Origin of the sequence: Mycolicibacterium wolinskyi, assembly GCF_002101965.1 — a bacterium.
Taxonomy (GTDB): Bacteria; Actinomycetota; Actinomycetes; order Mycobacteriales; family Mycobacteriaceae; genus Mycobacterium; species Mycobacterium wolinskyi.
Map to the genome: position 1 here is coordinate 395,846 of NZ_LQQA01000029.1, position 24,014 is coordinate 419,859.

Consider the following 24,014-nt stretch of genomic DNA (forward strand, 5'->3'; position numbering starts at 1 on the left):
GCGGTCATGCGGTGACCGTGCGCGGTTCGAGGTGCTTGGACCATCCCGATGCGCACAGTGCCGCGCACACGGCCGCCAGCAGTCCGAGTGCGGTCAGCATGACGGGGTAGCTGAAGAAGTGGGCGAGCGCGGCCAGTGCTGCCGGCAGGAGGAAGCCGACGTAGGCCAGTGAGTAGTAGACGCCCGAGATCCCGGCGAGTTCGTCGGGTTCGGCGATGCGCTGGATCTCCAAAAGTCCGGAGACGATGGCGATTCCGTATGCACTGCCGAGGAGCATCGCGACGAGCACGGCCACCAGTGCCGACCGCGTGATCGCGGTGGCGACTGCGGCGAACACCCCGAGGGCCATCAGGACCATCGATACCACGACGGCTCGGGCGCTCGAATGGTCGTCGAGCCGGCGGGCGATCGGTTGCACCAGGACACCGCATCCGAGTGTCAGCACCGTCAGACCTGCGGTGTAAAGCAACGCCCACGAGCCGAGTTCGTCGGCCACGAGCGCGGGCACGATCGCGTAGGCGATACCGGCTGAGCCAAAGATCCACGGCGCCATGGGAACAACGACGCGCAGGAAGCGGCGGTGACCGGCGGCGGGTACCCGCAATCCGTGCAGGATGCTGCCGGCGGCGCCCTCGGTGCGTGTCTCGACGGTGCGGCGCTGCACGGCCCACAGTGCGGGCAGGCACAGGACCGCATGGACGACATAGGTCAGCACGAGCGGTAGCGGTGCGAACGCGGCGAGCAGGCCCGCGCACAGCGGGCCCACGCCGAGGCCGAGCGAGAGGCAGATCGAGGCGCGGCGCGCGCCGGTGCCGGGCGCTGTGTCGTCGAACGGCGGCCGGGACAGTTCGGCGATCCAGGCCGATCCCACGGCCATCGCGATGCCCACGGCCAGACCGCTCAACAGTCGACCGGTGAACAGCGCTGGAAAACCCCAGACGTCGCCGATGGCGATGATGACGCTGCCCAGCGCGGAACTCACCACCCCGGCCGACATCACGGGCCGGCGGCCATGGCGGTCCGACAGCGTCGACGCGATGAGCAGGCCGGGAACGAGACCGAGCACGTACGCGCCGAGCAGAACATCGACGTCGACGCGCGTGTAACCGGAATGCTCGGCATAGGCGATGAGCAACGGCGTGAACTGATTTCCGCCCCACCCGATGCAGAAGGCGGCGATCGCGACGGCCACCCATGGTTGGACGCGCGTGCGGGTCATCCGAGCACCACCCGGTACGTCGCCTCCAGATGAGCCAGCAGGGCGGCCTCGAAAGCCGCGACATCGCGTCGGCCGATCGCCTCGGCGAGCCGGCCGTGCTCGTTGACGAGTTCGGTCAACCGGGCGGAATCCGACCGTGCGGCGTCGGCCATCATGCGGCGTTGCCGATCGCTCAGCGAACCGTAGAAGCGTTGGGCGATCGAGTTGCCTGCCACCTCCACGATGCGCCGGTGAAACGCGTCGTCGGCGGCCGCGAACTGCTGGGTGTCACCCGCGACCCGGCGCTGCTCGGCCACGAGATCGGTGAGCTCGGTGAACAGCTGGTCGACCGTTTCGGGTGACCGGCACAGCCGGCGCACCGCGGCGGTCTCGAGCGCGAGGCGCATCTCGAGAAGGTCGGTGGCCTCACGCGAGGGTACGGGTATGACGACCGCGCCGCGGCGGGGCAGCAGATCCAACAGATCCTCGGCGGCCAGCCGCAGGAACGCCTCGTGTACCGGGGTTCGGCTGATGCCGAGCTGACCGGCGACCTCGACCTCACTGAGCAGCTGACCGCCGCGGACCTCGCCCGACAGAATCTGGTTCTTGGTCAGTTGGTAGGCGCGCTGGCTGCTGGAGCTCTCCATGGCGCACCACTGTACGCGCTTGCATGCAACCTTGCATGCAAGCTCTCAGGACTGCGGTGCGCGGTCCTTCGCGAAGGCCTCGACGATGGCCGCGCAGAACGCGGGCAGGTCGTCAGGGGATCGGCTGGTCATCAGATTGCCGTCGACGACGAGTTCCTGATCGACGACGTTGGCCCCGGCATTGCGCAGATCGGTGCGCAGGCTGGGATATGACGTCAGCGTGCGGCCTTTGGCGACGCCGGCCTCGACGAGTGTCCACGGGCCATGGCAGATCACGCCGACGGGCTTGCCCGATTCGACGAAGTCGCGCACGAACGACACCGCGTCCGAGTCGGACCGCAGCTTATCGGCGTTGACGGTGCCGCCGGGGATCACCAGTCCGTCGAACTCGTCGACCTTGGCCTTCGCGACCGGACGGTCGACGTCATATGTTCCGGCGGGCTGCAGGTCGTGGTCGCGCGCGTCGATCGCGTCGCTCTTGAGTGACAGCAGTTCGGTTGTTCCGCCTGCGTTGCGGACGGCGTCGCGAGGCTCGGTCAGTTCACGCCGTTCGACACCGTCGGTCGCCAGGATGGCGATCTTCTTGCCGTCGAGTACTTGGGACATAGGTGGCCTCCCTTTTTTTCGTGGTTCGCTTGAGGCCTACCCATTGCGGAGCGTTTTAGAACGGGCTGCTGTTCTGCTGGTATTTGGCTTCTTGGGGCCGGGGTCCGAAGCGCCGGATGTAGTCCTCGTGGATGTGTGCTTCCTTCTTGTACTTGATCTCGTCGACGAGGTTGGGGTCCAGATTGTGCTGGGCCAGGCGATGGCGGCGCCAGACCTTGTTGAGCGCGAGCGCCATGAGGAGCGCCCAGATGTAGATCGGCACGGTCATCTCGATGTGCACGTACAGCGAGGCAGGCAGCAACCAGAACGGAGCGAGCACGAACAGCGGCGGGATGGCCATGCGGATCATGTGCCTGCGGATCGCGCCATGGTCGGCCAGATCGTGGGCAACCCAGTCGCGCATCGAGTCGGGTAGCCGTTTTCCGTACGAATAGGCGATGTACTGAAAGAGATTGGGCTTGGTGGCGGCCATGATGCGTCCTAGTGGTTCGTCAGTGGGTGAGAGCGTTGGCGGCGAGCGCGGCGCTGTTGATGCGGGTCAGTACGCGATGGAGTTCTTCGAGTTCGGCCATGTCGACTCCGAGTCGGGCGACGACGGCGGGCGGGATGTCCAGTGCGCGGTCGCGAAGTTCGATCCCGGCCCCGGTGAGTGCGATGTCGGTTGCGCGCTCGTCACCGGTGCTTCGGGTGCGGGTGATGAGCCCGAGTGCCTCCAGGCGCTTGAGCATGGGCGACAGTGTCGCGGAGTCGAGCTGAAGTGCCGCGGCGATCTGCTTGACCGAGAGCGGGGGAGTGCCGCCGGAATTCGACCGGTGGTGGTCCCACAACGCGAGCATGACCAGGTATTGCGGATGGGTCAGGCCCAGCGGCTCGAGCAGTGGCCGGTACACCGACAGCACCGCCCGGTTGGTGACGGCCAACGCGAAACAGACCTGGCGCTCCAGGGCCAACGGATCGATGTCGACCCCGGTCGATGTGGACATGACTAAATCGTACGCCAATAGTTAGGGCACTAACAATGTCCGGGCGCTCACATCCGCGGGAAAATCATTGGCTAGCGCCGGGCCGTGGATGTGAGGGTGTCCAGCATGGGTGAGTTGGACTCGACCGGGGCCGCGATCGCGTCGAACCGGCAGAACTGGGACGACCGCGCCGAAGTTCACGTGCGCTCGAAGTTCTATGACGTGGACGGTTTTCTGGCCGACCCGACCGACATCTCCTCGGTCGTGCGCAACGACCTGTCGGTGATGACGCCACATCTGCCGGCCGCCGGCGTGCAAGGCCGCTCACTGCTACATCTGCAGTGCCACATCGGCACCGACACCGTCTCGTGGGCCAGGCTCGGCGCCGTGGACGTCCACGGGCTCGACCTGTCCCCGAACTCGCTGCGCCACGCCGAACGGATTGCCCGTGCCGACAACCGCGACATCACCTGGATCGAGGGCGACGCGCGGTTTGCGTCCAGCCTGATCGATCGCCGTTTCGACACGATCGTCACCAGTGCGGGCACGATCGTGTGGCTGCCCGAACTCCGCAACTGGGCGCGATCGATTCACGACCTACTCGAGCCCGGCGGGCTGTTCATGATCCGCGACGACCATCCCATCCTTGGCGCGATGGAGTACGGGCTCTGGGAGATCGCCGATGACTATCTGTCCGGGGGCGGGCCCCGCACGTACGAGGATGCGGGCACTTACACCGAGGATTCCGACGGGCAGATCGCGCACCGCACCAACCACGAGTGGCGCCACGACCTCGGCGAGATCGTCGGTGCGCTGTTGGCCGCCGGCCTGCGGATCGAAGCGCTCGAAGAGTTGCCGTACATGGACTGGCCGGCGTTCCCAGCCCTGCAGCCATCGCCGCAGGGCTGGGAACTGCCGTCGGGAACGCCTCGGATCCCGTTGAACTTCGCGGTCGTCGCCAAGCGCGTCGACTGAATCCCTTTCCGCGAAAGCGCCGACAACAGCTGTTGATCGGCTGTCTATTCGGTATTCACAGCCTGATGCCAGGCTGGCCAGATGGATCTGACCACGCTCGCGCGCGAGCTGCTCGAACCGCTGCCGGCGCACCGGACCGTCGGTGTCGAGGTACTGCGGGCCGCCGACGGAGAGGCCGAGATCTCCTCGCGGACAAGCAAACAACTCACGAATGTGATCGGCTCGCTGCACTCCTCGGGCCTGATCGCGCTGATCGACGCGGCAGGTCTGGCAGCGATCATCGCCGGAGCGCCGAACAAGAACGCGATGGCCGGGATCCTGCCGTTGGGGCGGACCGCGTCCGTCGAGTTCCTCGCTCCGGCGCACGGGCGTCTCCTGGCGACCGCCGCCCTCGACGACGAGGCCCGCCACGCGCTCGAGCCGCTGTGGGCCGGTGCCTCGGATCGGGCCCGATTCTCGACCGCCGCCCAGATCATGGACAGCTCGGGCACCGTGGTCAGCCGTGGCAGCTTCGACTGGAGTGTGCGGCGCGTGCCCGTCGGCGACGAAGGCTAATTGGCCCGTCGCGCCAGCCGTTCGGTGTTGTCGATGAGAATGCTCTTGCCCTGCACCCGAATCCAGCCGCGTTGCGCGAAATCGGAGAGCGCCTTGTTGACGGTCTCGCGCGACGAGCCGACGAGCTGGGCGATCTCCTCCTGCGTGAGCTCATGATCCACCCGCAGCGAACTGCCCTCGCGGCTGCCGAATCGCTGCGCGAGGTACAGCAACTGTTTGGCGACCCGGCCGGGCACGTCGGTGAAGATCAGGTCGGACAGGTTGTCGTTCGTGCGGCGCAGCCGGCGGGCCAGCACCCGCAACAGCTGCTCGGCGATCTCGGGCCGGTCGGCGATCCAGCTGCGCAGCACACTGCGGCTCATGGTGACAGCGTGCACGTCGGTCAGTGCCGTGACAGTCGACGTCCGCGGGCCGGGGTCGAAGATCGCGAGCTCGCCGAACATGTCGGACGGACCCATGAGGGTGAGCAGGCTTTCGCGGCCGTCGACGGTTTTGCGGCCGATCTTCACCTTGCCCGACGTGATGATGTACAGCGTGTCACCCGGCTCGCCCTCGACGAATATGACCTTGCCGCGGGGAAACGACACCGGTTCCAGTTGTTGGGCGAGCGCGGCCACGGCGCTCGGTGAAACGCCCTGGAAGATTCCGGCACGCGCCAGCACCTCGTCCATGCTGTCCCCTGTTCTCGTACGTGCCGGCTATCGCTGCTTCAGTAACTAACGAAGCTGACCGTGGTTCCGTCATGTCGGCGTCCGGCGTCGACCGCACTCGGTCCTAATCTCTTCTACCACGAGTGTGGGTCTGCTCACCTTTGAGTTATTGCGGGGTCACCAGCCCGGTGTCGTAGGCGTGGATGATCGCCGCCGCCCGGTCGCGCAGGTCGAGCTTGACGAAGATGTGGCCGATGTGGCTTTTGACGGTCAGCCCCGAGATGCTCAGTTCGTCGGCGATCTCCGAATTGGACCGGCCTTTGGCGATCAGCGTCAGGACATCGAGTTCCCGGGCGGTGAGGTCACCGACCGCTCCGACGCGGCGCGGCGCGGCGGCTCTGCGGTAGGTCGTCAGCACGCGGGAGGTCACGGCCGGATCGAGATAGCTGTCGCCCTGTGCCACGGCGCGGACCGCTCTGATCAATTCTTCAGCCGAGGAGTCTTTGAGCACGAAGCCGGCTGCCCCGGCGCGCAGCACCCCGGACAGCAGTTCGTCGTCGTTGAACGTCGTCAGGGCGAGTACGGGCGGCCCGGCCGCGGCGGTCAGGCAGCTGGTCGCCTCGATGCCGTCGACGCGCTTCATCCGCAGATCCATCACCACGACGTCGGGGTCGTGCCGGGCGACCGCGCCGGGCACCTCGTCGCCGTCGGCGCATTCGGCGACGATGGTGAACCCGTCCTTGCGCCGCAGAATCCTGCGCAGCCCGGAGCGCACGAGGTCCTGGTCATCGGCGAGGAGGACGGCGATCTCGCCGGCGCGGTCCGTCATGACACCAGGGGGCATTGCCGTAGGGATTCATCGTCCAACGGGATGTTGGTGCGTACCGCCCAGCCGTCGCACGTCGGGCCGACGCTGATGATGCCACCGAGCAGTTCCACGCGCTGGCGCATGCCCCGCACGCCACGGCCCTCGGCCGCAGGCGCCGGGCCGGTCATCTCGTTGACGACGGTCAGGGTCGCCGCGGTCCGGGAAATGCGAAGGCGCACAGTGGATTGTGCCTCGGGGGCGTGCTTGGCGATATTGGCCAGCGACTCCTGGGTGATGCGGTAGAGCCCCAGCCCGACCGCGGCCGATACGGTGTCCGTCGCTCCGCTGGCATCCAGCGTGACGTTCAGGCCCGCGCGGACGAAGTCGTCGACGAGACCTCCGATGTCGTCGATGCCGGGTTCGGGCGCAATGCTCATGGGGGCACCGTCGAGCAATCCGACCGTGCGGCGGATGTCGGTCATCGCCTGGCGGCCGAGTCGTTCGGCCTGTTCGAGTGCGTCGACCGCGTCGTCGATGTCGCGGTCTTCCTGCAGTCCACGCCTGGCGCCGGTGAGGTGCAGCAACGTGACACTCAGCGAGTGCGCGATGACGTCGTGCACCTCACGTGCGATGCGCCGCCGCTCGTCGGCCGCCGCGTGCCGGGTCAACGCGGTCTGCGCCTGCTGCTGCTGTTCCATGAGGTGCTGTTGGGTGTGCATGAGATAGCCGACGAGCCATCCCATTCCGAGGATGCCGAGATACAGCGCCAGGTTGTCGAGACGGTGCAGCGCCGAGGCCGTCAGCAGCAGACCCGCCGCCGCGACCGAAGTCAGGAATCCGCCGACAACCCCGGTGAGCGAGGCGACCTCGCCGACCATCATCACCATGAGCAGCGGTGCGAAATCGCTGGTGATGGGCGTCGACGTGGCGAACAGGAGCAGGGCGGTCGCGCCGGTCAAAGCCGCCCAAAGAATGGGCGCCTTGAACCTGAGCCCGTACGTGTAGGACAGGGGCAACGGTGCGACAGAGATCAGGAGCGCCAGTAGGGCCACCGGGAGGTCTGCCGTGCTGCGCTGCACCACGGCCACGACGCCCGCACCGACGAGGGTCGCGTCCATCGCGACGACGGATGCCCAGTTGTGGCCGAGGGGGATCATCTCGCCCCGTCGGCGCAGCTGCTGCCGCACGCGGTGTGCCATCGCACCCAGCATCTTCTGATGGTAGAAGGATCGCTCGCCGCCGCGCATCACCCCGTGGTGGCAAGGCGGAGTCCTACCAGGGTCGTAGCTAGAGCCGGAACATCTCCCGCCGCATCGCGGCCTCTTCCATGAAGCTCTCGCGCAGCGGTGGATGGTATTCGCGTTTGGGCCGGGTCTTCGGTGTGTCCGTCGTGGATTCCGCGCGGACGGCCGCCCGGATCCGGCGCAGCAGGTCGGCGATCCGGTGGCGAGGTTCGTTGCGCGGCAACGCTATCGCAGGCCACGCCCGCGTGACGCCGGCCAGTGGGTTGGCCTGTGAGGGCTGTGCTCGTGTCATGGCTTGACGCTACGAAGCACATGGGCCACCCCACATCGCGCTGATGTCCGATCTTGATTTACGACCCTGGTAGTAGTTGTAAACCGACCGCGGTACCAGGTTCGGGCGGTTCGGGGATCCGTTGACTCGTCCCGAAATGATCGACAAGATTCGGGTTGCCGCGGTGGTCACGCCTGTCGGCGCAGACCCGTCGACAGGAGCGAGCGTGAGTACGCACAGCAGCGCTGAGCCGGGGCTGCCCCAGCCGGTCGCCGACCTCGTGAACGGCTCCGATCTCGAGCGCAAGCTCGGGCTCACGTTGCAGCTGGTGACGGTCGACGAAGAAGGCTGGCCACGGCTGAGTCTGTTGAGCGTCGGCGAGGTCCTTGCCGGCCCCGGTAATGACATCCGACTGGCGCTGCACATCGGCAGCCGAACCACGGCCGCGCTGACGCACTCCGGAAAAGCTCTCGCCACCGTCGTGCTCGGCCGGACCCACTACAAGATCCACCTCGCGCTGACCCGGATGAACCCCGACGGCGCCGGTCCGCTCGCGTTCTTCGCGGGCAGCGTCGTGCACGTAGAAGAGGACCGCGTCGGCTATGCCGAGCTGACGTCCGGAATCACCTACCGCCTCAATGAACCCGATGACGTGCTCGCGCGCTGGACGCGGCAGATCGACGAACTGAGGTCACTGACATGACCGCCGGGCGGCGCCGGCGCGTCATCGTGGGTATCACCGGCGCGAGTGGGTCCATCCTGGGTATCCGGATGCTCGAGCGGCTACGAGAACTCGACATCGAAACTCATCTCATCATGAGTGCGTGGGGTGCCCGCACAATTGAGCACGAAACCACTTGGACTGCAGCCGAAGTCAGGCAACTGGCGGACTTCACCCACAAGCCGGGCGACCTCGGGGCATGCGTCTCGAGCGGTTCCTTCCACACCGACGGCATGCTCGTCGCGCCGTGCAGCATGAAGACGCTCGCCGCGATCGCGTGCGGCTATACCGAGGATCTCGTGGCACGCGCTGCCGACGTCGTGCTCAAAGAACGCCGCAGACTCGTGCTGCTGGCGCGGGAGGCACCGCTGAGTGAGATCCACCTGGAGAACATGCTCAAGCTCGCCCGGATGGGCGTGTCGATCGTGCCGCCGGTGCCCGCGTTCTACAACCGGCCGAAAACCCTTGACGAAGTGGTGGATTACATCGTCACCCGCGCACTCGACCAAGTCGGCATCATCGCTGACGAGTCGCCCCGCTGGGACGGGAACATGACGAAGCAGCGCCCGTGACATTGGACGGCGCCTTCACATTTAATCGGTTGGGCCGGTGGGTACGCTCAGTTCGAAGTGATGGAGTCCGCTATGTACCTGCCCCCGAAGTTCGCGTTGACCGCCGAGGAGACCGCCGCCGCGTTGGAACAGGCGGGTTTCGCGCATCTGGTCAGTTATGCGTCGACCGGTCTCGTCGTGACCCCGCTGCCGCTGCTGTATGACAGCGAGCGGCATTCGCTGGTCGGCCATGTCGCGCGGGCGAACCCGCACTCGCAGGCGGCGGATGCGGAGTCGGTGGCTGTCTTCGCCGGGCCGCAGGCCTATGTGTCGCCGGGCTTCTATGCGACCAAGGCCGAGACCGGCAAAGTGGTGCCGACGTGGAACTACGAGGTTCTCAACGTGTACGGGCGCCTGGAGGTGCACGACGACCCAGAGTGGGTCCTCGACATGGTGACCAAGCTGACCGACCGGCATGAGCAGGACCGACCGGAGCCGTGGCGGGTCAGCGATGCACCGGAGACGTTCACCCGGGGCCAGCTCAACGCCATCGTCGGAGTGGAGTTGCCCGTCGAACGCGTCGAGGCAAAGGCCAAGATGTCGCAGAACCAGCCCGCACGTAATCGGGCGGGCGTGATCGCGGGTTTGGCGACGTCGGATTCGCCGTCCGATCTGACGGTGTCCGAACGCGTCGCCGCGCTGAACGACGACCGCTGATCGTCGCTCGGCAGGCCGCTCGCCCCCGTTCGCCGTAAACTGGCTAACAGAGCCGGTTTTGCTGGCTGCAGGTGTTGAAACGCAAAGTAAATGGCGGGTAACGGAATTCCGTCGTGAGCGTTACGCAGTGAGAGAGGTAGCCGCAAAGGTGGACGAGTTCGATCGCCACGTACTCAATTTCGTCCTGACTTGGGCACCGTTCGGCGGACACACCGACGACGACGCGTTTCCGGAGTTCGGCATGAGCGCACATCAGCTGTGGACCCGGTTCGCGGAGGTCACCGATGCCGCTGAACTGCAGCTGTCGGAACTCGGCGAGTGGGACGCGCTGCTGGTGAACCGTGCCCGTCAGGTCCTGCTGACGCAGCGGCGCACCGCGGGGTAGCGCGGTAGCGTGGTGGCGGGAGGTGAGCCGCTTGACCACCAAACGAGACGACGCCGACCGCAGCGAGAAAGAGCTCTTCGAAGAGTCTCTGCGCGAGCACGGTCAGCTGGCCAACTCGGAGTCCGAGGAGCTGCCGCCGGGCGCCACCCATGAGGAGACGACCGACGAAACCGGTGAGCGCACGGTGCGCCGGAAGCGGATGTCAGCGTTCTGAGCGGGCGGCGCCGCACGCGAAGCGGACCCGTTGAAGCTCCTGCTTGCGTCCGCGCTTTCTGACCGCGTGCGTCGTAACAGTTGCGCTCTTGTCCGGTGCTTTGACGGCGCGCTTCTTGGCCGCGGGCGCGGCACCGAAATCGACCTGATCGTGTTTGACCAGGCTGCCGACGAAATCGAGCACCTCTGACGACGCCGCACCGGCACGCGGTGCCGTCATGAGCGCCGCGGCCCCGCCCGAGTCGCCGACCAGCGCCACCGAATCGACGCCGGCGACCACGCCCCGTAGCCGCTTGTCGACCTTGTCCAACGCCACCTCGTCGTGGATGGTCACGTTCGCCATGGTCGCCCCGCCGAGCTCCACGAGGCTCACGCTGGCGGCTGCCCGGGCACCGGCGCCGACGCGGCGACGCAGATCGCTGATCGTCGCCCGCTCCAGCGATACGCCGTCGGGGCTCAAGGTCGGCGAGCCGCCGGCCAGCGGAAGCTCAGGGGCCAGGAACGCTTGCGCGCCAAGTGCGATGCCGTGATCGAAGAACGCCTTGCCGATGATCTGGCTGTGCGCGCCGTCGTTGAGCGTGTTGTCGGCGAGCACCATCGCCCGCCCGAACGCCCGGAAGAACCGCGGAACCGCAGGTGCGGTGCGGGCGGCTTCGTAGACGAGCGCAGCGGTCGTCTTGGTCGCCTTCCACAGCCCGGCCGCGGTCTGTCGATCGCCCGCGACGAAGACTCCGCGCAGGATGTCGTAGAAGCAGCCCGAGATGATGCGGCCCAGGCTGTGGACTTCGGCGATCATCACGTCGGGTCCACCGGATTGCGGCATGGTCTGCGGCAGTTGCCATTTGAAGGTGTTGAGGGCCCGCCGCGGCTTGGCCGCAGAGAAGTTCGCACCGAACAGATGCCGGGCGGTGTCGGCGAGATCCTCGGTGATGGCCTCGACGAAGTTGGGTTCACTCAGATCCGGAGATACATCGAGCAGTGCCTTGCGCGTGGGTTCGTCGCGCAGCGCGGTGAGGATCGAGGTGATGTCACCGAATGCTTCGTGAAAACTGCCCACTTCCAGCAGGTTGACGAACCACAGATCCGGGCGCAGCGCGTCGAGTACGCCGTGTCCGACCTCGTGGGCCACCACATCGGTGCTGGCGCCGGTGAACGTCGTGCCGCGGCCGTTGCTCGCATGGAAGAACGACAGGCTTTCGCGGTCGTAGTAGGCGTTGACCTCCTCGCCGGCGTCGGGGATGAGCATCAGCGCCGCGGGGTTTACCGCCTCCTGCGCCCAGGACGTCAACGGCTCGCCGAGCACTTCTTCCCAGGCCTCGACCGCCAGCATCGCCGCCTGACGAGCTTGCCACGCGACGAAGTCCGGGTGGCCCGGATCGAACGTGCCCTCCGCGGCGTTGCTTGCCACCGTGATCCCGGCGGTGCCCGCGTCGCGATCCGGGCGGGCGGCCACGCGGCGCATGGGTATGACGTCTACGACGAGCGGATCGTTCGGAATGAAGTTGATCATGTCCACTCCTGCCTTGGGCTGATGCGGCAGACGCTAATCCTCCTGTCACGACAGTGAACGAGTAGCTGACTACTCGACTTTCGCGTCGGCCGGCGACGGCTGCTCCGATCCGGACGGCGTACGGCGGGACCTCAGAGCGAATTCGAGTAGTCGCCTACGCGTGCTGCCGGGGATGGCGCGGCCCGACGCTTGACGGAATGAAGGAGGCCCACAGTGAACCGTTTTCAGCGTGTGATCGACATCCTCGACGAGTCGATCGGCGGTCCCGACGCCGGCTTTGCCGGACATGGCCCGTTCTGGCGTGAGTTGACCCGCGACGAACTCGTCGCGTTCAAAGTGTTCGGCGTTCACGATCTCCTCGTCGTCGGCGACGGTGCGGCTTCCAACCTCATCCGGTCGCTGCGGGGCGAGTTCCCGTTCGGCGAGGATCTCGACGACCCGCCGCCCGGTGCGCGCTTCCCACGCATGCCGGTAGGACTGGATCCGGTGCCCGACAACGACGTCGGATTCATCGAATCCTGGATCGATGACGGCTGCCCGGACGGTGACGACCCGATGGCCGGAGGGCTCGCTTGGCGGCCCACGACCGCTCCGCCGGCGCAGCGCTACGACGACATCTGTTTTCTCACCACCGAACTCGGCTGGGCGGTCAACAGCGCAGGCCAGATTCTTCGTACGGCTGACGGCGGCAAGCACTGGGAGATCCAATTCCAGGCTCCGGTCGAGCTGTCCAGCCTGTGGTTGCGTAGCGTCGGCTTCACCACCGAGAACCGTGGGTGGGTCGGCACCACCGCGGGTGAGGCACAGCTGTTCGAAACCAGCGACGGCGGCGCCACCTGGACCGCGGTCGATCTTCCCGCCGATGCACCTGCGAAGGTATGCGGAATCTCGGTCGTCGACGAGTCCGTCGTCTATGCCTCCGGAACCAACGAGCCAACCGACACACCGCGGATCATGAAGACCGTCGACGGTGGTCTGAGCTGGCAGGCGCGCGACATGACCGCGCACGCCTCGATTCTCATCGACATCTACTTCACCGATCCCGACACCGGCTGGGTGGTGGGCGGGTTACAACATCCCGTCGCGCCGGCCGATCGCCAGTGCCGCAGGAACCTCGCTCGGTCGAAGATCAAGCCGGTGGTGCTGCACACCACCGACGGCGGTGAGACCTGGACCAATCGACTGGCCGGAATGGAATCCCAGTTCCCACTGGGGGAGTGGGGTTGGAAGATCTTCTTCCTGAACCCGCGGGTCGGCTTCGTCTCATTGGAGAACTTCTGCGAGGGAGCGATCCTCAAGACCACCGACGGCGGCGTCACCTGGACGCGCCTGCCGATCAACGACGCGAACGAGAACGCCAACCTGGAGGGCATCGGTTTCGTCGACGAGAACCGCGGCTGGGTCGGTGGTTGGGGCACAACGGCTTTCCCGAATCCCAACGGACTGAGCAGCGAGACCGCCGACGGTGGCCAGACCTGGACGAGCATCGACTGGGGCGAACCGCAAGCCGGCGAGTTCCTCAACCGCTTCCGGTTCGTGGGTGATCCGCCCGCTGTCGGCTACGCGTCGGGAAATACGATCTACAAGTACAGCACCGAATCCGCTGCGGCACCGGTCGGTGCGCTGCCACCGGCACCGTCGCTGTTCACCGAGCCGGGACCGCGTGCGACGGGACGCCCCGTGCGGATCGGTCTGAACGTCCCGGCTGACGCCGCCGAAATATCGGTCGACGTATGGGATCGCTTCGGCGCCCATGTCCGGCAGTTGGCCCGTGAATCCAGCCCGGCGAGTGGGGAACGGACCATCGCGTGGTCGGTCGACAGTGCGGCGGGCGATCCGCTCGAGCCCGGCTACTACATGGTGCGCGCGACGATCGACAACCGGACCGACAGCACGCTGCTGCGGGTCGAGGAGTGAGGGAAAACCATGGTAGCGCCGGACTTTGAGTGGGTGACCTACGCCGTTGCGCGGCCGGGGCGCGCGGGTGCGATCGCCACCGCCGATGAGGTGACCATCCCTGATCTGGGTAACTGGCCCACCGCGCGCGACAAGATGCGCATCCTGCTCGAAACGGCCGCCGAGATCGAACACGCGCTGCTGGTGCAGTACCTGTACGCGGCTTTCTCGCTGAAGGCCCGCGGCGAGGTGAGCGACGCCGCACAGAAGGCCGCGCTGAAGATGTGGAAGGACCTGCTCGTCGAGACGGCCACAGACGAGATGGGGCATCTCATGACGGTGCAGAACCTGCTGCTTGCCGTGGGCCTGCCGCCCAATCTGGAGCGCGAGGACTTCCCGCCGCGCAAGGATCTCTATCCCTTCACTCTGCATCTCGAACCACTCACGCAGCGCTCGTTGGCCAAATACGTTGCGGCGGAGGCTCCCCGGGACGCCGACATCGACGACATCGTGGCCCTCGCCGCCGATGCGGCCGGGACGGCGGTCAACCGCGTCGGTGCGCTGTACGGGCTACTGGGCGTGGTGTTCTCGACCGAGCAGGAAGTGCTCGACGGCGGGTCGATAAGCCAGGACTGGGACGACACCTTGCGTCTCTACGCGCGGGCCGCCTACCAGCAGGACCCCGACCGCGCGTCGTGGCACCTCACCGATGACGTCATCGATCGCAACACCCTCGCCCGGCAAGGAGACGGAACCGACTGGCTGAACAACGGAGTGCCTATCCACCGGATCGCCGACCGCGCCGGAGCCCGCAGTGCGATCCTCGACATCGCCGTCCAAGGGGAGGGACCGTCCGAGGGCGGCATCGAGTCCCACTTCGACCGGTACCACAACATGTTCGTCGGCCAGAATGGTGTAAAGAAGTTCCCACCAGACGATTTCGTCGCGACCCGGCCGTTGCCGGTCGATCCCGTCGCGTCGTCGTTCACTGAGCCCCGCACCCGTGCGTGGGCTGAACTGGCCGATCTGCGATACGAACTGATGCTCGGTTTCATCGAGCATTACCTGCTCACCTCGGACGTCGACGAGCGCAAGAAGGCTTCCTCGTGGGCGCTGGAGGAAATGTTCCAACTCGCCGCCATGAACGAGGCCTTGGTCAAACTGCCCGGGCCGGGTGTCGTCGCATTCGGCTTACCGCACACGCTGCACCTGCCTGCCGATCCGGCCGAGCGGTGGGCCCTGCACCGAGCACGCACCGAGAAGTCGTTGGCCCACGTCGCACAGATGCGGCTGGAGCCACTCGATACCGCCCACCCCATTCTGGCGTCCTTGTCCGACGAGGACACCAGACGGCTCGCGGATATGCCCGTCCCGCTCGCTCAGTGAGAACCGCGACCAGAGGCGGGCAGGCATACTGTCCCAGCCGCGCACGGCCGACGACGACGAGAAGACGGCGTTGTCGATGTCGACTTCCCAGTCGGGAAGCGGCACCGCGCCAACAGTCATGACTCTCTTTGTGCCGTCGTCGATCACAGTGTAAGGATGTGCTTTTACAAGACTGTGTCTGAGTGTGGTTCAGATCGGCGCGATGCGCTCCGCCCACGGCAGTGCTTGCTCAAGTTGGGCGGCGAGCTGAATCAACAGCGATTCACCCGCAAGCGGGGCGACGAACTGGACACCGAGCGGCAGGCCATCCGCCGTCCAGTGCAATGGCAGTGAAATCGCCGGGCGGCCAGTGAGATTCGCCAACTGGGTGTACGGCACCCAGCCGAGGTTTTTGTCCACCATGTCATCGATGATCTTTGTGTAGCGCAGCAACCGTGCCAGACGGGTCTTGAGCAATGCGTCGGCGGCATGTTGAAGAACGGCCGGAAGATCGAACTCGCCGACCTTCGGCGGCGGCGTCGCCAACGTGGGCGTCAGGAGCAGGTCGTAGGACTCGAAGAAGGTGCTCAGCCGCCGTGTGTGTTCCTGGCGGCGCTGGACCGCATCGACGTAGTCGACACTGCTCGTCGACCGGCCCAAGGCGGCCATGATGAGCGTGTCCCGCTCGAACGACTCGTCGCCGGCGCCCGTCAGTCGCTTCGCCTCGGCGAGTTCCCATGCGGCGTAGACGAACCAGGTCAGCAGGAAGTCGCGAGCGAGCGCGGCATCGTCGAACGGCGCCTGGGGCAGCTCCTCGACATGATGGCCGAGCTCGGTCAACGCTCGCATGGTTCCTTCGACGGCCGCGACCGCCTCGCGATGCGGAGCCGGGGTGATCGCCGAGGGCACCCGAACGCCGATCCGCAGCTTGCCGGGCGCTGTCCGCACGCATGACGCGTACGACGACCCGGGCGCGGCCGCCACATATGGTCCCCACGGCTCGCTGCCGCTGATCACGTCGAGCATGGCCGCGGTGTCCCGGACCGTCCGCGACACGACACCCTGCACGGCCGCGCCATGCATGGATTCAGCTGTCCCAGGCCCGAACGGCGTCAACCCGCGACCGGGTTTCAGGCCGACCAGTCCGCAGCACGCCGCCGGGATGCGAATCGAACCGCCACCGTCGTTCGCGCCCGCGCACGGGACGATGCCCGCCGCGACCGCGGCGGCCGATCCACCCGACGAGCCGCCCGGCGTGCGCGTCAGATCCCATGGATTGCGCGCGGGGCCCCACGCGACCGACTCGGTGATCCCTTTCGCGCCGAACTCCGGGGTGTTGGTCTTGCCGAAGATGACCAGTCCCGCATCGAGCCAGCGCCGGACGATCGTGGAATGCTCGGCCGCTCGTAGCGACATCTGCGCACGCGAGCCTGCCGACGTGGGTAGCCCGGCATAGTCTTGCGCGAGGTCCTTGATGAGGAACGGAACGCCGGTGAAAGGTCCGTTGCGCTCGTCGGCCGGTTCGGCGGGTACGTCGCGGACGATCGCGTTGATCCGCGGATTCACCGCCGACGCCCGCTCCTGCGCCAGCGTGAGCAGTTCCTTGGGCGAAACCTGCTTGTCGGCAACCAGTTCCGCCAGCCCGGTGGCATCGTATGCGCGGTACTCGTCGAAGTTCACGGTCTGAACGTAGCCCGTGAACACGCGCGGTAGTGGGCTATCCGGGCGGTGCCGTCGTCGATCGCACGACCAGTTTGGGCTCGAGGACCACGTCGATGGGCTCGGTGCGTCGACCCTCGAGGAGCTCCACGGCCAACTCGACGGCGTGCTGCGCGAGCTCGGGAGCGTCCTGATGGATGGTGGTCAGGTCGATGCGCGGGTTGTCGGACAGGTGGCTGTCGTCGTAGCCCATCAGTGACAGTTCGCCGGGGACGTCGATGCCGGCGCGCGTGAAGCCGTCGAGCAGCCCGAGCGCACACCGGTCGTTGCCGGCGAGTACCGCCGTGGGCAGGTCGCCGGCGGACAGCATGGCCTGCGCTGCCGCCGCACCGGCCTCTTCGTTGTGGGCGCCGGGGACGACGGCGATGTGGCCGGCCAGGCCGTGATGGCGCATTGCCGCGCGATACGCGCGACGGCGGTCGGCGGAGCCGGGGTCGTCCCCACCGTCGACGTGATGGATGGCGCGGTGCCCGAGCTCGGCCAGGTAGTCGACGGCCAGCCGGATGCCCTTCGCGTCGTTGGTGCGGACAGTCGCGAGCATGCCGGCCGCATGCGTCATGTTGGCGAGCCGCCGGCCGACCACGACCGTCGGAACCCGCTCGGCAAGTTGTTGCAAATGCTCCTGAGATGACCTGGGGCCCAACAGGATCAAGCTGCCGCACCGATGGCTCAGCAGCGACTCGACGAATGTCTCCTCGGGGTAGCCGCGGAGATTGGCCGACAGCAGCATGTCGTAGCCGCGCCGTTCGGCGGCGGGGTAGATGTTCGTCACCAGCTCGGCCTGGAAGAGCTGGTGCACGTCGGTGAGCACGCCGATCGTGCGGCTGCGGCCCTGCGCGAGCAGGCGTGCCGCCGCGTCCGGGCGGTAGCCGATCTCGTCGGCGATGGCGAGCACGCGTTGCCGGGTCTCCTCGCTGGCGCCCGGCTTGCCGTCCAGGATGAACGACACCAGCGTGCGCGAGACGCCGGCTCGGGTCGCGACATCGGCCATCGTCGGTTTGCGGTGGCCCGCGCGCGGCGCCGGCGTCACGAGACTTCCCGTGAAAGTGACGGTTGACACAGTTCGGTCACACATTCATAGTAGACCTCACGCGCGTTACTAACGCGCGTTAGTACGAGGCTCGAAATGAGGTCCGATATGTCTCGCACACCCGATGGCTCACCGGCCAGCGGCAGATTCCTCACCAAACTCACGGTGATCGCCACGTTGGGCGGGTTGCTGTTCGGTTACGACACCGGCGTGATCTCCGGCGCGCTGCTGTACATGAAAGACGACCTGGGCCTCAGCGCCTTCGGCGAAGCGACGGTGGTCAGCTGTCTGCTGTTCCCCGGGGCGGCGTTCGGTGCACTGTTCGGCGGGCGGGTCGCCGACCGGATCGGTCGCAAGCGCACGCTGTTGGTCTGCGGCGCGCTGTTCCTGGTGGGCGCACTCGGGTGCGCAGTGGCGCCGAACGTGCAGATCATGGTCGCGGCCCGCATCGTCCTGGGGCTCGGGGTGGGCGCGGCGGCAGTCACCTGCCCGCTGTACCTGGCGGAGATGGCGCCCGCAGATCGGCGAGGCCGCATGGTCACGATCAACGAACTGATGATCGTGACGGGCCAGATGCTGGCCTTCGCCACGAACGCGTTGCTCGACCGGCTCATCCACGACCCGCACGTGTGGCGCACGATGCTCGCAGTGGCCGCCATACCTGCGGTCGCGCTGCTCTTGGGCATGTTGGTATTGCCCGACTCGCCACGTTGGTACGGCCTCAAGGGCCGCATGTCGGAAGCCCGGGCGGTGCTGGGGCTGAGCCGTCCGCCCGTCGAAGCGGACGCCGAATACGACTTGATCGTCGAGCACACCGCACACATGCTCAAGAGCGCCGCCCCGTCGATGTCGGTCATCCGGGACGTGCCATGGATCCGGCGGGTGGTGTTGATCGGCTGCGGGCTGGCGGTCGTGCAGCAAGCCACCGGGATCAACACCGTGAACTACTATGCCCCAACGATTCTCGAGGGGAGCGGGCTGGGCGTCAGCGCCGCCCTGGTCGCGACGATCGCCGTCGGTGTCACCTCCGTGGTGACCACGATCGTCGGGATCATCCTGCTCGGCTTCGTGGGGCGCCGCACCATGCTGCTCGTCGGGTTCGCGGGCGTCGCGGCGTCGCAGGCCGTCCTGTCGCTCGTGTTCCTGCTGCCCGAATCGACCACCCGCAGCTACGTGATCCTGGCGTGCATGGTGGCGTTCGTCGCCTTCGTCCAGATGTTCATCGGAACGTGTGTGTGGCTGCTGCTCGCCGAGATCTTCCCGCTGAGTATCCGCGGGTTCGCCATGGGCGTGGCGGTTTTCGTTCTGTGGTGCACCAACGCCATCATCTCTTTCCTGTTCCCGCTGCTGAACTCCGCGCTGGGATCGACCGGCACGTTCGCGTTGTTCGTCGTCGTCAACATCGCCTCGTGGCTGTTCGTCCGCCGCTACGTCCCGGAAACCAAGGGCACCACCCTCGAAGAACTCGAGGAGCGCTTCGAATCTCACGGCACCGCACCGGTCGCCGTCGCATCGAGAGGAATCTGAAAAGCCATGTCGGATCTACGTGTCGCCGTCCTCGGCGTCGGCCTGATGGGGGCTGACCACGTCGCTCGGATCACCAGCAGGATCTCGGGCGCCCGAGTCGCGGTGGTCAACGACTATGTCGCGGAGAAAGCCGAGGAGATCGCGGCGGGCGTACCGGGGTGCCGGGCGATCGCCGATCCGTTGGACGCGATCGCCGACGCCGACGTCGACGCGGTCGTACTGGCCACCCCCGGTGCGACGCATGAGAAGCAATTGCTGGCCTGCCTCGAACACGGCAAGCCCGTGATGTGCGAGAAGCCGTTGACCACGGATGTGGAGACGTCTCTTGAGGTGGTGCGCCGCGAAGCCGAGCTCGGCAGGCGACTGATCCAGGTGGGTTTCATGCGCCGATTCGACGATGAGTATCAGCACCTGAAAGCCCTGCTGGACAGCGGCGGGCTGGGACGCCCACTGGTGCTGCACTGCACGCACCGCAATCCCGCTGTGCCGCACGGGTTCGGCAGCGCGATGGTGGTCCGGGATTCCCTTGTGCACGAGGTCGACGTCGCGCGGTTCCTGTTCGACGAGGAGATCGCCTCGATCCAGATCATCAAGCCGGCCCCGAATCCATCTGGCCCGCAGGGCCTTGCCGATCCGCAGATCGCGATCCTGCGTACGGTGAGCGGTCGCCACGTCGACGTCGAACTGTTCGTGCACACCGGTGTCGGCTACGAGGTCCGCACCGAGGTGGTCGGTGAGAAGGGTTCGGCCATGATCGGTTTGGATGTCGGTCTCGTCCGCAGGAGCGCCCCGGGCGCCTGGGGCGGCCAGATCACGCCCGGCTTCCGTGAGCGGTTCGGCCGCGCCTATGACACCGAGATCCAGCGGTGGGTCGACGCCGTCCGCGACGGATCGAACGTCGACGGACCCACGGCGTGGGACGGCTATGCCGCCGCGGCGGTCTGCGAGGCCGGCGTCAAATCGCTGAACTCCGGCGAGGCCGTCACCGTCGACATGGTTGCCCGCGAATCCATCCCAGGAGCCTGACATGAAGATCGCGCTTGATCCCACCCCGTTTCACCACTCGCACAGCTTGTTGGAGTTTCCGCGGCTGGTGGCCGAACTCGGCTATGAATACCTGCAATTGACCCCGCACCGGGATTTCATCCCGTTCTTCAATCATCCCCGCGCCGACGATGCGTTGGTCGCGGCGTTCCGCAAGGCGTGTGCCGACGCGGGCGTCGGCATCGCCTCGGTACTTCCGGTGTTGCGGTGGTCGGGCCCTGACGAGGACGCCCGTGAAGCTGCCGTGCGCTACTGGAAGCGCGTCATCCAGATCACCGTCGATCTCGGTGTCAACGTGATCAACACCGAGTTCTCCGGGCGCCCGGAGAGGGCCGAGGAGTCCGAGCGGGCGTTCTTCCGCTCCATGGAAGAACTCGTGCCGATCTTCGAACGTGAAGGGATCGACGTGCGCATCGATCCGCACCCCGACGACTTCGTCGAGGACGGCATGGAGGCCCTGCGGATCATCCGAGGCGTCAACTCGCCCAATATCGGCATGGTGTGTGTGGCGTGCCACACCTATCACATGGGTGGCAACATGCTCGACATCATGCGGGCGGCCGGAGACAAGCTGCGGCTGGTACACGTCGCCGACACCATGGATCACCATGCCTCGCACGGCCTGCGCTACATCACCAACCCGCCGGGCAACCCGGTGCGGGTACACCAACATCTCAAGATCGGTGACGGCGACATCAACTGGGACGAATTCTTCTCGGGCCTGGCCGAGATCGGCTTCTACGACCGCCCCGACACCGTCATGGTGTCCTCGGTCTTCGCCGAAGACGAGAACGCCGACGAGGTCTCGCGCTACCAACTCGCCACCATGACGGAGTACGTGACCAAGTACCGCTGAGTTTTTTCGCGAGCAGACACGCGGGTACCCGGTACGCCACCGTTCCGGGTACCTAAGTGTCTGTTGGAGCGGGGGAGTAGCTGCGGCCGATCCGCGCCCCGATCGTGCACAGAGCCTCTGCAGTGCGCGCCCGATCACGGGACGTATCGGATCCGGCGAAGTCGGCCACTGCGTAGATGTCGCGGAACAACGCGGTGTGGGAGGTGAGATCGTTGCGCCCGACCACCGCCACCACCGGTGTGGGCGCGGACCGTGCGGCGACTGCCGCGGGTAACTTGCCGGCAAGAGTTTGGCCGTCCAGGCGTCCCTCGCCCGTCACGACCAGATCCGCATCGCTCACGTGGTCATCGAAACTCAGCAGGTCCAGGAAAAATCTAGCGCCGCTGGACATCTGAGCGCCGAGAGCCAAGGCGGCGAACCCGCAGCCACCGGCAGCTCCGGCACCGCGCGTCTGCGCCCAGGTCTCCGCTCGGAAGCCGGCCCGGGCCCAAACTGCGACGAGATGCTGCAGGCCAGACTCAAGCCGGTCGACATCGGCGCCGCCTGCGCCTTTTTGAGGCCCGAACACGACCGCCGCACCTTGGGGTCCGTTCAGTGGACTGGCTACGTCGCTGGCGACCACGAGATCGGTTCCACGTGTGTCGATCGCGTTCTCGGTGCGGATGCCCTCGATCTGGTGCAGATTGTGGGCCGCAGGTTGCAGGGGCATGCCGGATCCGTCCAGGAACTCGTAACCGAGCGCGGCAAGCATGCCCGTGCCGCCGTCCGTACTCGCGCTACCGCCGAGTGCCAGCACAATTCGGCGGGCGCCGAGTCCCACTGCATACCTGATCGCTTCCCCGAAACCCTTGCTGGAAGCGGTCATCGGCGCAAGCGCGCCGGCCGGTAGTGTGGTCAATCCACAACTGTCGGCCACCTCGACGACTGCCGAGCCGTCGCGAACAGCGATGGTGGTCGTGCGAGCCCTTCCGAGAGCATCGGCCACCTCGCACCGGTGCGGTTCAAACCCCGCTGACAGAGCGGCGGCTACACTGCCGTCGCCGCCGTCTGCCAGTGGCAGCGTGACGCACAGTGCCCCGGTCTGGGCCAGACCAGTGGAGATGTTCTCGGCTACCTCTCCCGCGGCCAGGCTCCCTTTGAACTTGTCGGGGGCGACCAGAACACGCATCAACGTCGCCTCGCGCTCAGGCTTGCCCGGTCAGAGCCGGAGTACGAGGATCGGCCGGTTCGGGCTCGGAATCATGGCCGGCCACGGCCTCTTCCACAGGCGGAAGATCGTTTTCCGAGAACACTGCCCGGGCCCGGTCGGTGTCGAGTTCGTTGTTCCACTTCGCGATGAACAAGGTCGCAACCGCGTTGCCGATGAAGTTGACCAGGGCTCGGCACTCCGACATGAACTTGTCGATCCCGAAGATGAGCATGATGCCGATGGCGGGAATGTGGCCGATCGTGCTGAGCGTCGCGGTAAGGGCGATGAACCCGCCGCCCGCCACTCCTGCTGCGCCCTTCGACGTCAGCAGCATGACCGCGAGCAGTCCGATTTGCTGGCCTATGGTCAGGTCTGTGTTGGTCGCCTGCGCGATGTACACGGCGGCCAACGACAGGTAGATGGCTGCACCGTCGAGGTTGAAGCTGTATCCGGTGGGCACGACCAATCCGACAGTTGTCTTGCTAACCCCCGCATGTTCGAGCTTTCGCATGAGCCCGGGTAACGCCGGTTCAGCCGTCGAGGTGCCGAGGATCAGTACGAGCTCCTCGCGGAGGTAACGCAGCATGTGAAAGATGTTGAGCCGCAGGTAGGCCATCACCGAACCGAGAATGACGAACACGAACAACGCGGAGGTCGCGTAGAACAGCAGAATCAAGCTGCCCAGACTCGTCAGCGTCGAGACGCCGTACTTCCCGATGGCATAGGCCATCGCGCCGAACGCACCCAACGGCGCGAGCTTCATGACGTACGACAGCACCTTGAAGACGATCTTGGTGAGCCGGTTGACCGCATCGAGGACCGGTCCTCCGATCTGGCCGACCGCATTGAGCGCTACACCGAAAATGACTGCCAAGAAGATGATCTGCAGGATGTCCCCCTCGACGAAGGGCTCGACAACGCTGTGCGGCACGAGATGGGTGATGAACTCCCACCACTGCTTTTCCTCGCCCGCAGTGATCATCTTCTGTGCGGAATCGCTGGCCTCGATCTTGCTCGGGTCGGCATTCACGCCGTCGCCCAGCCGGAAGATGTTGATCGCTACCAGACCGGCGATCATCGCCAGGATCGTGCCGATCTGAAAATAGGTAAGAGCCTTGATTCCCGTCATACCGACCTTCTTCAAGTCGGCGACACTGGCGATGCCGCCGACGATCGTCAGAAATACGATCGGACCGATCAGCATTTTCATCGCCGTGACGAACGTGGTCCCGATCGGTTCCATCGCCACACCGGCCGCCGGTGCCAGCCATCCTAGGAAGATGCCGATGACGATGGCGACGAGCACCCAGAAGTACAGTTGGCGGTACCACCGCTTCTTCGCGCTGGCCTGGTTCATGTCGAATCCTCCGGTGTC

The 24,014-nt window shown here is 66.2% G+C and carries 26 protein-coding genes; 12 read left to right on the plus strand and 14 right to left on the minus strand.

The features are described from left to right. Positions 1-4: 4 nt before the first annotated feature. The 5 genes from AWC31_RS23085 to AWC31_RS23105 are packed head-to-tail and all read right to left on the minus strand — an operon-like array spanning position 5 to position 3,434. On the minus strand, positions 5-1,219 hold the full coding sequence (locus AWC31_RS23085) for an MFS transporter (RefSeq protein WP_085146253.1): 1,215 nt from the start codon (positions 1,217-1,219) through the stop codon (positions 5-7). After that, the gene (locus AWC31_RS23090) at positions 1,216-1,845 is read right to left on the minus strand and encodes a GntR family transcriptional regulator (RefSeq protein WP_085146254.1); all 630 of its coding nucleotides are present in this window, start codon (positions 1,843-1,845) and stop codon (positions 1,216-1,218) included. Before AWC31_RS23090 ends, AWC31_RS23085 begins: the two co-directional genes overlap by 4 nt. Before the next feature lie 45 nt (positions 1,846-1,890). Then, positions 1,891-2,451: a type 1 glutamine amidotransferase domain-containing protein gene (locus AWC31_RS23095; RefSeq protein WP_085146255.1), complete on the minus strand. Its 561-nt coding sequence runs from the start codon at positions 2,449-2,451 to the stop codon at positions 1,891-1,893. A gap of 55 nt (positions 2,452-2,506) precedes the next feature. After that, positions 2,507-2,923 carry a DUF5313 domain-containing protein gene (locus AWC31_RS23100; protein WP_067857813.1) on the minus strand — a complete coding sequence of 139 codons (417 nt, stop codon included), beginning with the start codon at positions 2,921-2,923 and terminating at the stop codon, positions 2,507-2,509. Between the two features lie 19 nt (positions 2,924-2,942). Then, complete coding sequence (locus AWC31_RS23105) at positions 2,943-3,434, minus strand: MarR family winged helix-turn-helix transcriptional regulator (RefSeq protein ID WP_067857811.1); 492 nt, start codon at positions 3,432-3,434, stop codon at positions 2,943-2,945. A 105-nt stretch (positions 3,435-3,539) separates the two neighbouring features. Between AWC31_RS23105 and AWC31_RS23110 the strand changes: the two genes are divergently transcribed. Together AWC31_RS23110 and AWC31_RS23115 are read left to right on the plus strand one after the other, a co-directional pair. Next, a complete protein-coding gene (locus AWC31_RS23110) occupies positions 3,540-4,388 on the plus strand; it encodes a class I SAM-dependent methyltransferase (RefSeq protein ID WP_085146256.1) in 849 nt (282 codons plus the stop codon). Positions 4,389-4,469: 81 nt separating this feature from the next. Further along, entirely contained in the window at positions 4,470-4,943 is a 474-nt protein-coding gene (locus AWC31_RS23115) for a DUF4442 domain-containing protein (RefSeq protein ID WP_085146257.1), read from the plus strand. On the opposite strand, the gene crp is transcribed toward AWC31_RS23115, so the two are convergent. The 4 genes from crp to AWC31_RS23135 all read right to left on the minus strand — a co-directional run bounded on the left by crp (position 4,940) and on the right by AWC31_RS23135 (position 7,937). Beyond that, positions 4,940-5,614, minus strand: a complete 675-nt coding sequence (gene crp / locus AWC31_RS23120; RefSeq protein ID WP_067857802.1) for a cAMP-activated global transcriptional regulator CRP — start codon at positions 5,612-5,614, stop codon at positions 4,940-4,942. The two genes, AWC31_RS23115 and crp, sit on opposite strands and share 4 nt — an antisense overlap. Before the next feature lie 145 nt (positions 5,615-5,759). Beyond that, positions 5,760-6,422: a response regulator transcription factor gene (locus AWC31_RS23125; protein WP_085146258.1), complete on the minus strand. Its 663-nt coding sequence runs from the start codon at positions 6,420-6,422 to the stop codon at positions 5,760-5,762. Next, positions 6,419-7,612 carry a sensor histidine kinase gene (locus AWC31_RS23130; RefSeq protein WP_085146378.1) on the minus strand — a complete coding sequence of 398 codons (1,194 nt, stop codon included), beginning with the start codon at positions 7,610-7,612 and terminating at the stop codon, positions 6,419-6,421. Before AWC31_RS23130 ends, AWC31_RS23125 begins: the two co-directional genes overlap by 4 nt. 76 nt (positions 7,613-7,688) lie before the next feature. After that, positions 7,689-7,937 (minus strand): hypothetical protein, encoded by a 249-nt coding sequence (locus AWC31_RS23135; protein WP_085146259.1) that lies wholly within the window; start codon positions 7,935-7,937, stop codon positions 7,689-7,691. A gap of 205 nt (positions 7,938-8,142) precedes the next feature. Between AWC31_RS23135 and AWC31_RS23140 the strand changes: the two genes are divergently transcribed. The 5 genes from AWC31_RS23140 (at position 8,143) to AWC31_RS23160 (ending at position 10,504) form a co-directional block, all read left to right on the plus strand. Continuing rightward, entirely contained in the window at positions 8,143-8,619 is a 477-nt protein-coding gene (locus AWC31_RS23140; protein WP_133060215.1) for a pyridoxamine 5'-phosphate oxidase family protein, read from the plus strand. Beyond that, positions 8,616-9,209, plus strand: coding sequence for a UbiX family flavin prenyltransferase (locus AWC31_RS23145; RefSeq protein WP_085146261.1), 594 nt, complete (start codon positions 8,616-8,618; stop codon positions 9,207-9,209). Before AWC31_RS23140 ends, AWC31_RS23145 begins: the two co-directional genes overlap by 4 nt. Positions 9,210-9,281: 72 nt before the next feature. Then, positions 9,282-9,905: an FMN-binding negative transcriptional regulator gene (locus tag AWC31_RS23150; RefSeq protein ID WP_085146262.1), complete on the plus strand. Its 624-nt coding sequence runs from the start codon at positions 9,282-9,284 to the stop codon at positions 9,903-9,905. 148 nt (positions 9,906-10,053) lie between these two features. Continuing rightward, a complete protein-coding gene (locus AWC31_RS23155) occupies positions 10,054-10,290 on the plus strand; it encodes a hypothetical protein (RefSeq protein WP_085146263.1) in 237 nt (78 codons plus the stop codon). 31 nt (positions 10,291-10,321) lie between these two features. Next, entirely contained in the window at positions 10,322-10,504 is a 183-nt protein-coding gene (locus AWC31_RS23160; RefSeq protein WP_133060216.1) for a hypothetical protein, read from the plus strand. Here AWC31_RS23160 and AWC31_RS23165 read toward each other — a convergent pair. Next, positions 10,493-12,013 carry a gluzincin family metallopeptidase gene (locus AWC31_RS23165; RefSeq protein ID WP_133060217.1) on the minus strand — a complete coding sequence of 507 codons (1,521 nt, stop codon included), beginning with the start codon at positions 12,011-12,013 and terminating at the stop codon, positions 10,493-10,495. The two genes, AWC31_RS23160 and AWC31_RS23165, sit on opposite strands and share 12 nt — an antisense overlap. Positions 12,014-12,226: 213 nt before the next feature. Between AWC31_RS23165 and AWC31_RS37505 the strand changes: the two genes are divergently transcribed. Beyond that, positions 12,227-13,930 carry a YCF48-related protein gene (locus AWC31_RS37505; protein ID WP_165766041.1) on the plus strand — a complete coding sequence of 568 codons (1,704 nt, stop codon included), beginning with the start codon at positions 12,227-12,229 and terminating at the stop codon, positions 13,928-13,930. A 33-nt stretch (positions 13,931-13,963) separates the two neighbouring features. Beyond that, the gene (locus AWC31_RS23175) at positions 13,964-15,295 is read left to right on the plus strand and encodes a ferritin-like domain-containing protein (protein WP_165766042.1); all 1,332 of its coding nucleotides are present in this window, start codon (positions 13,964-13,966) and stop codon (positions 15,293-15,295) included. A 189-nt stretch (positions 15,296-15,484) separates the two neighbouring features. On the opposite strand, the gene AWC31_RS23180 is transcribed toward AWC31_RS23175, so the two are convergent. Both AWC31_RS23180 and AWC31_RS23185 read right to left on the minus strand, forming a co-directional pair. Continuing rightward, positions 15,485-16,954 carry an amidase gene (locus tag AWC31_RS23180; RefSeq protein WP_085146379.1) on the minus strand — a complete coding sequence of 490 codons (1,470 nt, stop codon included), beginning with the start codon at positions 16,952-16,954 and terminating at the stop codon, positions 15,485-15,487. Between the two features lie 37 nt (positions 16,955-16,991). Further along, entirely contained in the window at positions 16,992-17,984 is a 993-nt protein-coding gene (locus AWC31_RS23185) for a LacI family DNA-binding transcriptional regulator (protein WP_085146380.1), read from the minus strand. A 147-nt stretch (positions 17,985-18,131) separates the two neighbouring features. Here AWC31_RS23185 and AWC31_RS23190 point away from each other — a divergent pair, with 147 nt between their 5' ends. From AWC31_RS23190 to AWC31_RS23200, 3 genes are read left to right on the plus strand one after another with little or no spacing between them, the layout of a single operon-like run. Beyond that, positions 18,132-19,550, plus strand: a complete 1,419-nt coding sequence (locus AWC31_RS23190; RefSeq protein ID WP_085146267.1) for a sugar porter family MFS transporter — start codon at positions 18,132-18,134, stop codon at positions 19,548-19,550. A 6-nt stretch (positions 19,551-19,556) separates the two neighbouring features. Continuing rightward, a complete protein-coding gene (locus AWC31_RS23195; RefSeq protein ID WP_085146268.1) occupies positions 19,557-20,576 on the plus strand; it encodes a Gfo/Idh/MocA family protein in 1,020 nt (339 codons plus the stop codon). A 1-nt stretch (position 20,577) separates the two neighbouring features. Further along, positions 20,578-21,450, plus strand: a complete 873-nt coding sequence (locus tag AWC31_RS23200) for a sugar phosphate isomerase/epimerase family protein (RefSeq protein ID WP_085146269.1) — start codon at positions 20,578-20,580, stop codon at positions 21,448-21,450. A gap of 52 nt (positions 21,451-21,502) precedes the next feature. Here AWC31_RS23200 and AWC31_RS23205 read toward each other — a convergent pair whose 3' ends face one another. Then, entirely contained in the window at positions 21,503-22,618 is a 1,116-nt protein-coding gene (locus tag AWC31_RS23205; RefSeq protein ID WP_085146270.1) for a glycerate kinase, read from the minus strand. A 16-nt stretch (positions 22,619-22,634) separates the two neighbouring features. After that, positions 22,635-23,996, minus strand: a complete 1,362-nt coding sequence (dctA, locus tag AWC31_RS23210) for a C4-dicarboxylate transporter DctA (RefSeq protein WP_085146271.1) — start codon at positions 23,994-23,996, stop codon at positions 22,635-22,637. Positions 23,997-24,014 lie beyond the last annotated feature (18 nt).

Excerpts from the sequence above, each read along its gene's own strand:
- AWC31_RS23085 (WP_085146253.1), bottom strand. The coding sequence starts at position 1,219 with ATGACCCGCACGCGCGTCCAACCATGGGTGGCCGTCGCGATCGCCGCC.
- AWC31_RS23090 (WP_085146254.1), bottom strand. The coding sequence starts at position 1,845 with ATGGAGAGCTCCAGCAGCCAGCGCGCCTACCAACTGACCAAGAACCAG.
- AWC31_RS23095 (WP_085146255.1), bottom strand. The coding sequence starts at position 2,451 with ATGTCCCAAGTACTCGACGGCAAGAAGATCGCCATCCTGGCGACCGAC.
- AWC31_RS23100 (WP_067857813.1), bottom strand. The coding sequence starts at position 2,923 with ATGGCCGCCACCAAGCCCAATCTCTTTCAGTACATCGCCTATTCGTAC.
- AWC31_RS23105 (WP_067857811.1), bottom strand. The coding sequence starts at position 3,434 with ATGTCCACATCGACCGGGGTCGACATCGATCCGTTGGCCCTGGAGCGC.
- AWC31_RS23110 (WP_085146256.1), top strand. The coding sequence starts at position 3,540 with ATGGGTGAGTTGGACTCGACCGGGGCCGCGATCGCGTCGAACCGGCAG.
- AWC31_RS23115 (WP_085146257.1), top strand. The coding sequence starts at position 4,470 with ATGGATCTGACCACGCTCGCGCGCGAGCTGCTCGAACCGCTGCCGGCG.
- crp (WP_067857802.1), bottom strand. The coding sequence starts at position 5,614 with ATGGACGAGGTGCTGGCGCGTGCCGGAATCTTCCAGGGCGTTTCACCG.
- AWC31_RS23125 (WP_085146258.1), bottom strand. The coding sequence starts at position 6,422 with ATGACGGACCGCGCCGGCGAGATCGCCGTCCTCCTCGCCGATGACCAG.
- AWC31_RS23130 (WP_085146378.1), bottom strand. The coding sequence starts at position 7,612 with ATGCTGGGTGCGATGGCACACCGCGTGCGGCAGCAGCTGCGCCGACGG.
- AWC31_RS23135 (WP_085146259.1), bottom strand. The coding sequence starts at position 7,937 with ATGACACGAGCACAGCCCTCACAGGCCAACCCACTGGCCGGCGTCACG.
- AWC31_RS23145 (WP_085146261.1), top strand. The coding sequence starts at position 8,616 with ATGACCGCCGGGCGGCGCCGGCGCGTCATCGTGGGTATCACCGGCGCG.
- AWC31_RS23150 (WP_085146262.1), top strand. The coding sequence starts at position 9,282 with ATGTACCTGCCCCCGAAGTTCGCGTTGACCGCCGAGGAGACCGCCGCC.
- AWC31_RS23165 (WP_133060217.1), bottom strand. The coding sequence starts at position 12,013 with ATGATCAACTTCATTCCGAACGATCCGCTCGTCGTAGACGTCATACCC.
- AWC31_RS23185 (WP_085146380.1), bottom strand. The coding sequence starts at position 17,984 with ATGGCCGATGTCGCGACCCGAGCCGGCGTCTCGCGCACGCTGGTGTCG.
- AWC31_RS23190 (WP_085146267.1), top strand. The coding sequence starts at position 18,132 with ATGTCTCGCACACCCGATGGCTCACCGGCCAGCGGCAGATTCCTCACC.
- AWC31_RS23195 (WP_085146268.1), top strand. The coding sequence starts at position 19,557 with ATGTCGGATCTACGTGTCGCCGTCCTCGGCGTCGGCCTGATGGGGGCT.
- AWC31_RS23200 (WP_085146269.1), top strand. The coding sequence starts at position 20,578 with ATGAAGATCGCGCTTGATCCCACCCCGTTTCACCACTCGCACAGCTTG.
- AWC31_RS23205 (WP_085146270.1), bottom strand. The coding sequence starts at position 22,618 with ATGCGTGTTCTGGTCGCCCCCGACAAGTTCAAAGGGAGCCTGGCCGCG.
- dctA (WP_085146271.1), bottom strand. The coding sequence starts at position 23,996 with ATGAACCAGGCCAGCGCGAAGAAGCGGTGGTACCGCCAACTGTACTTC.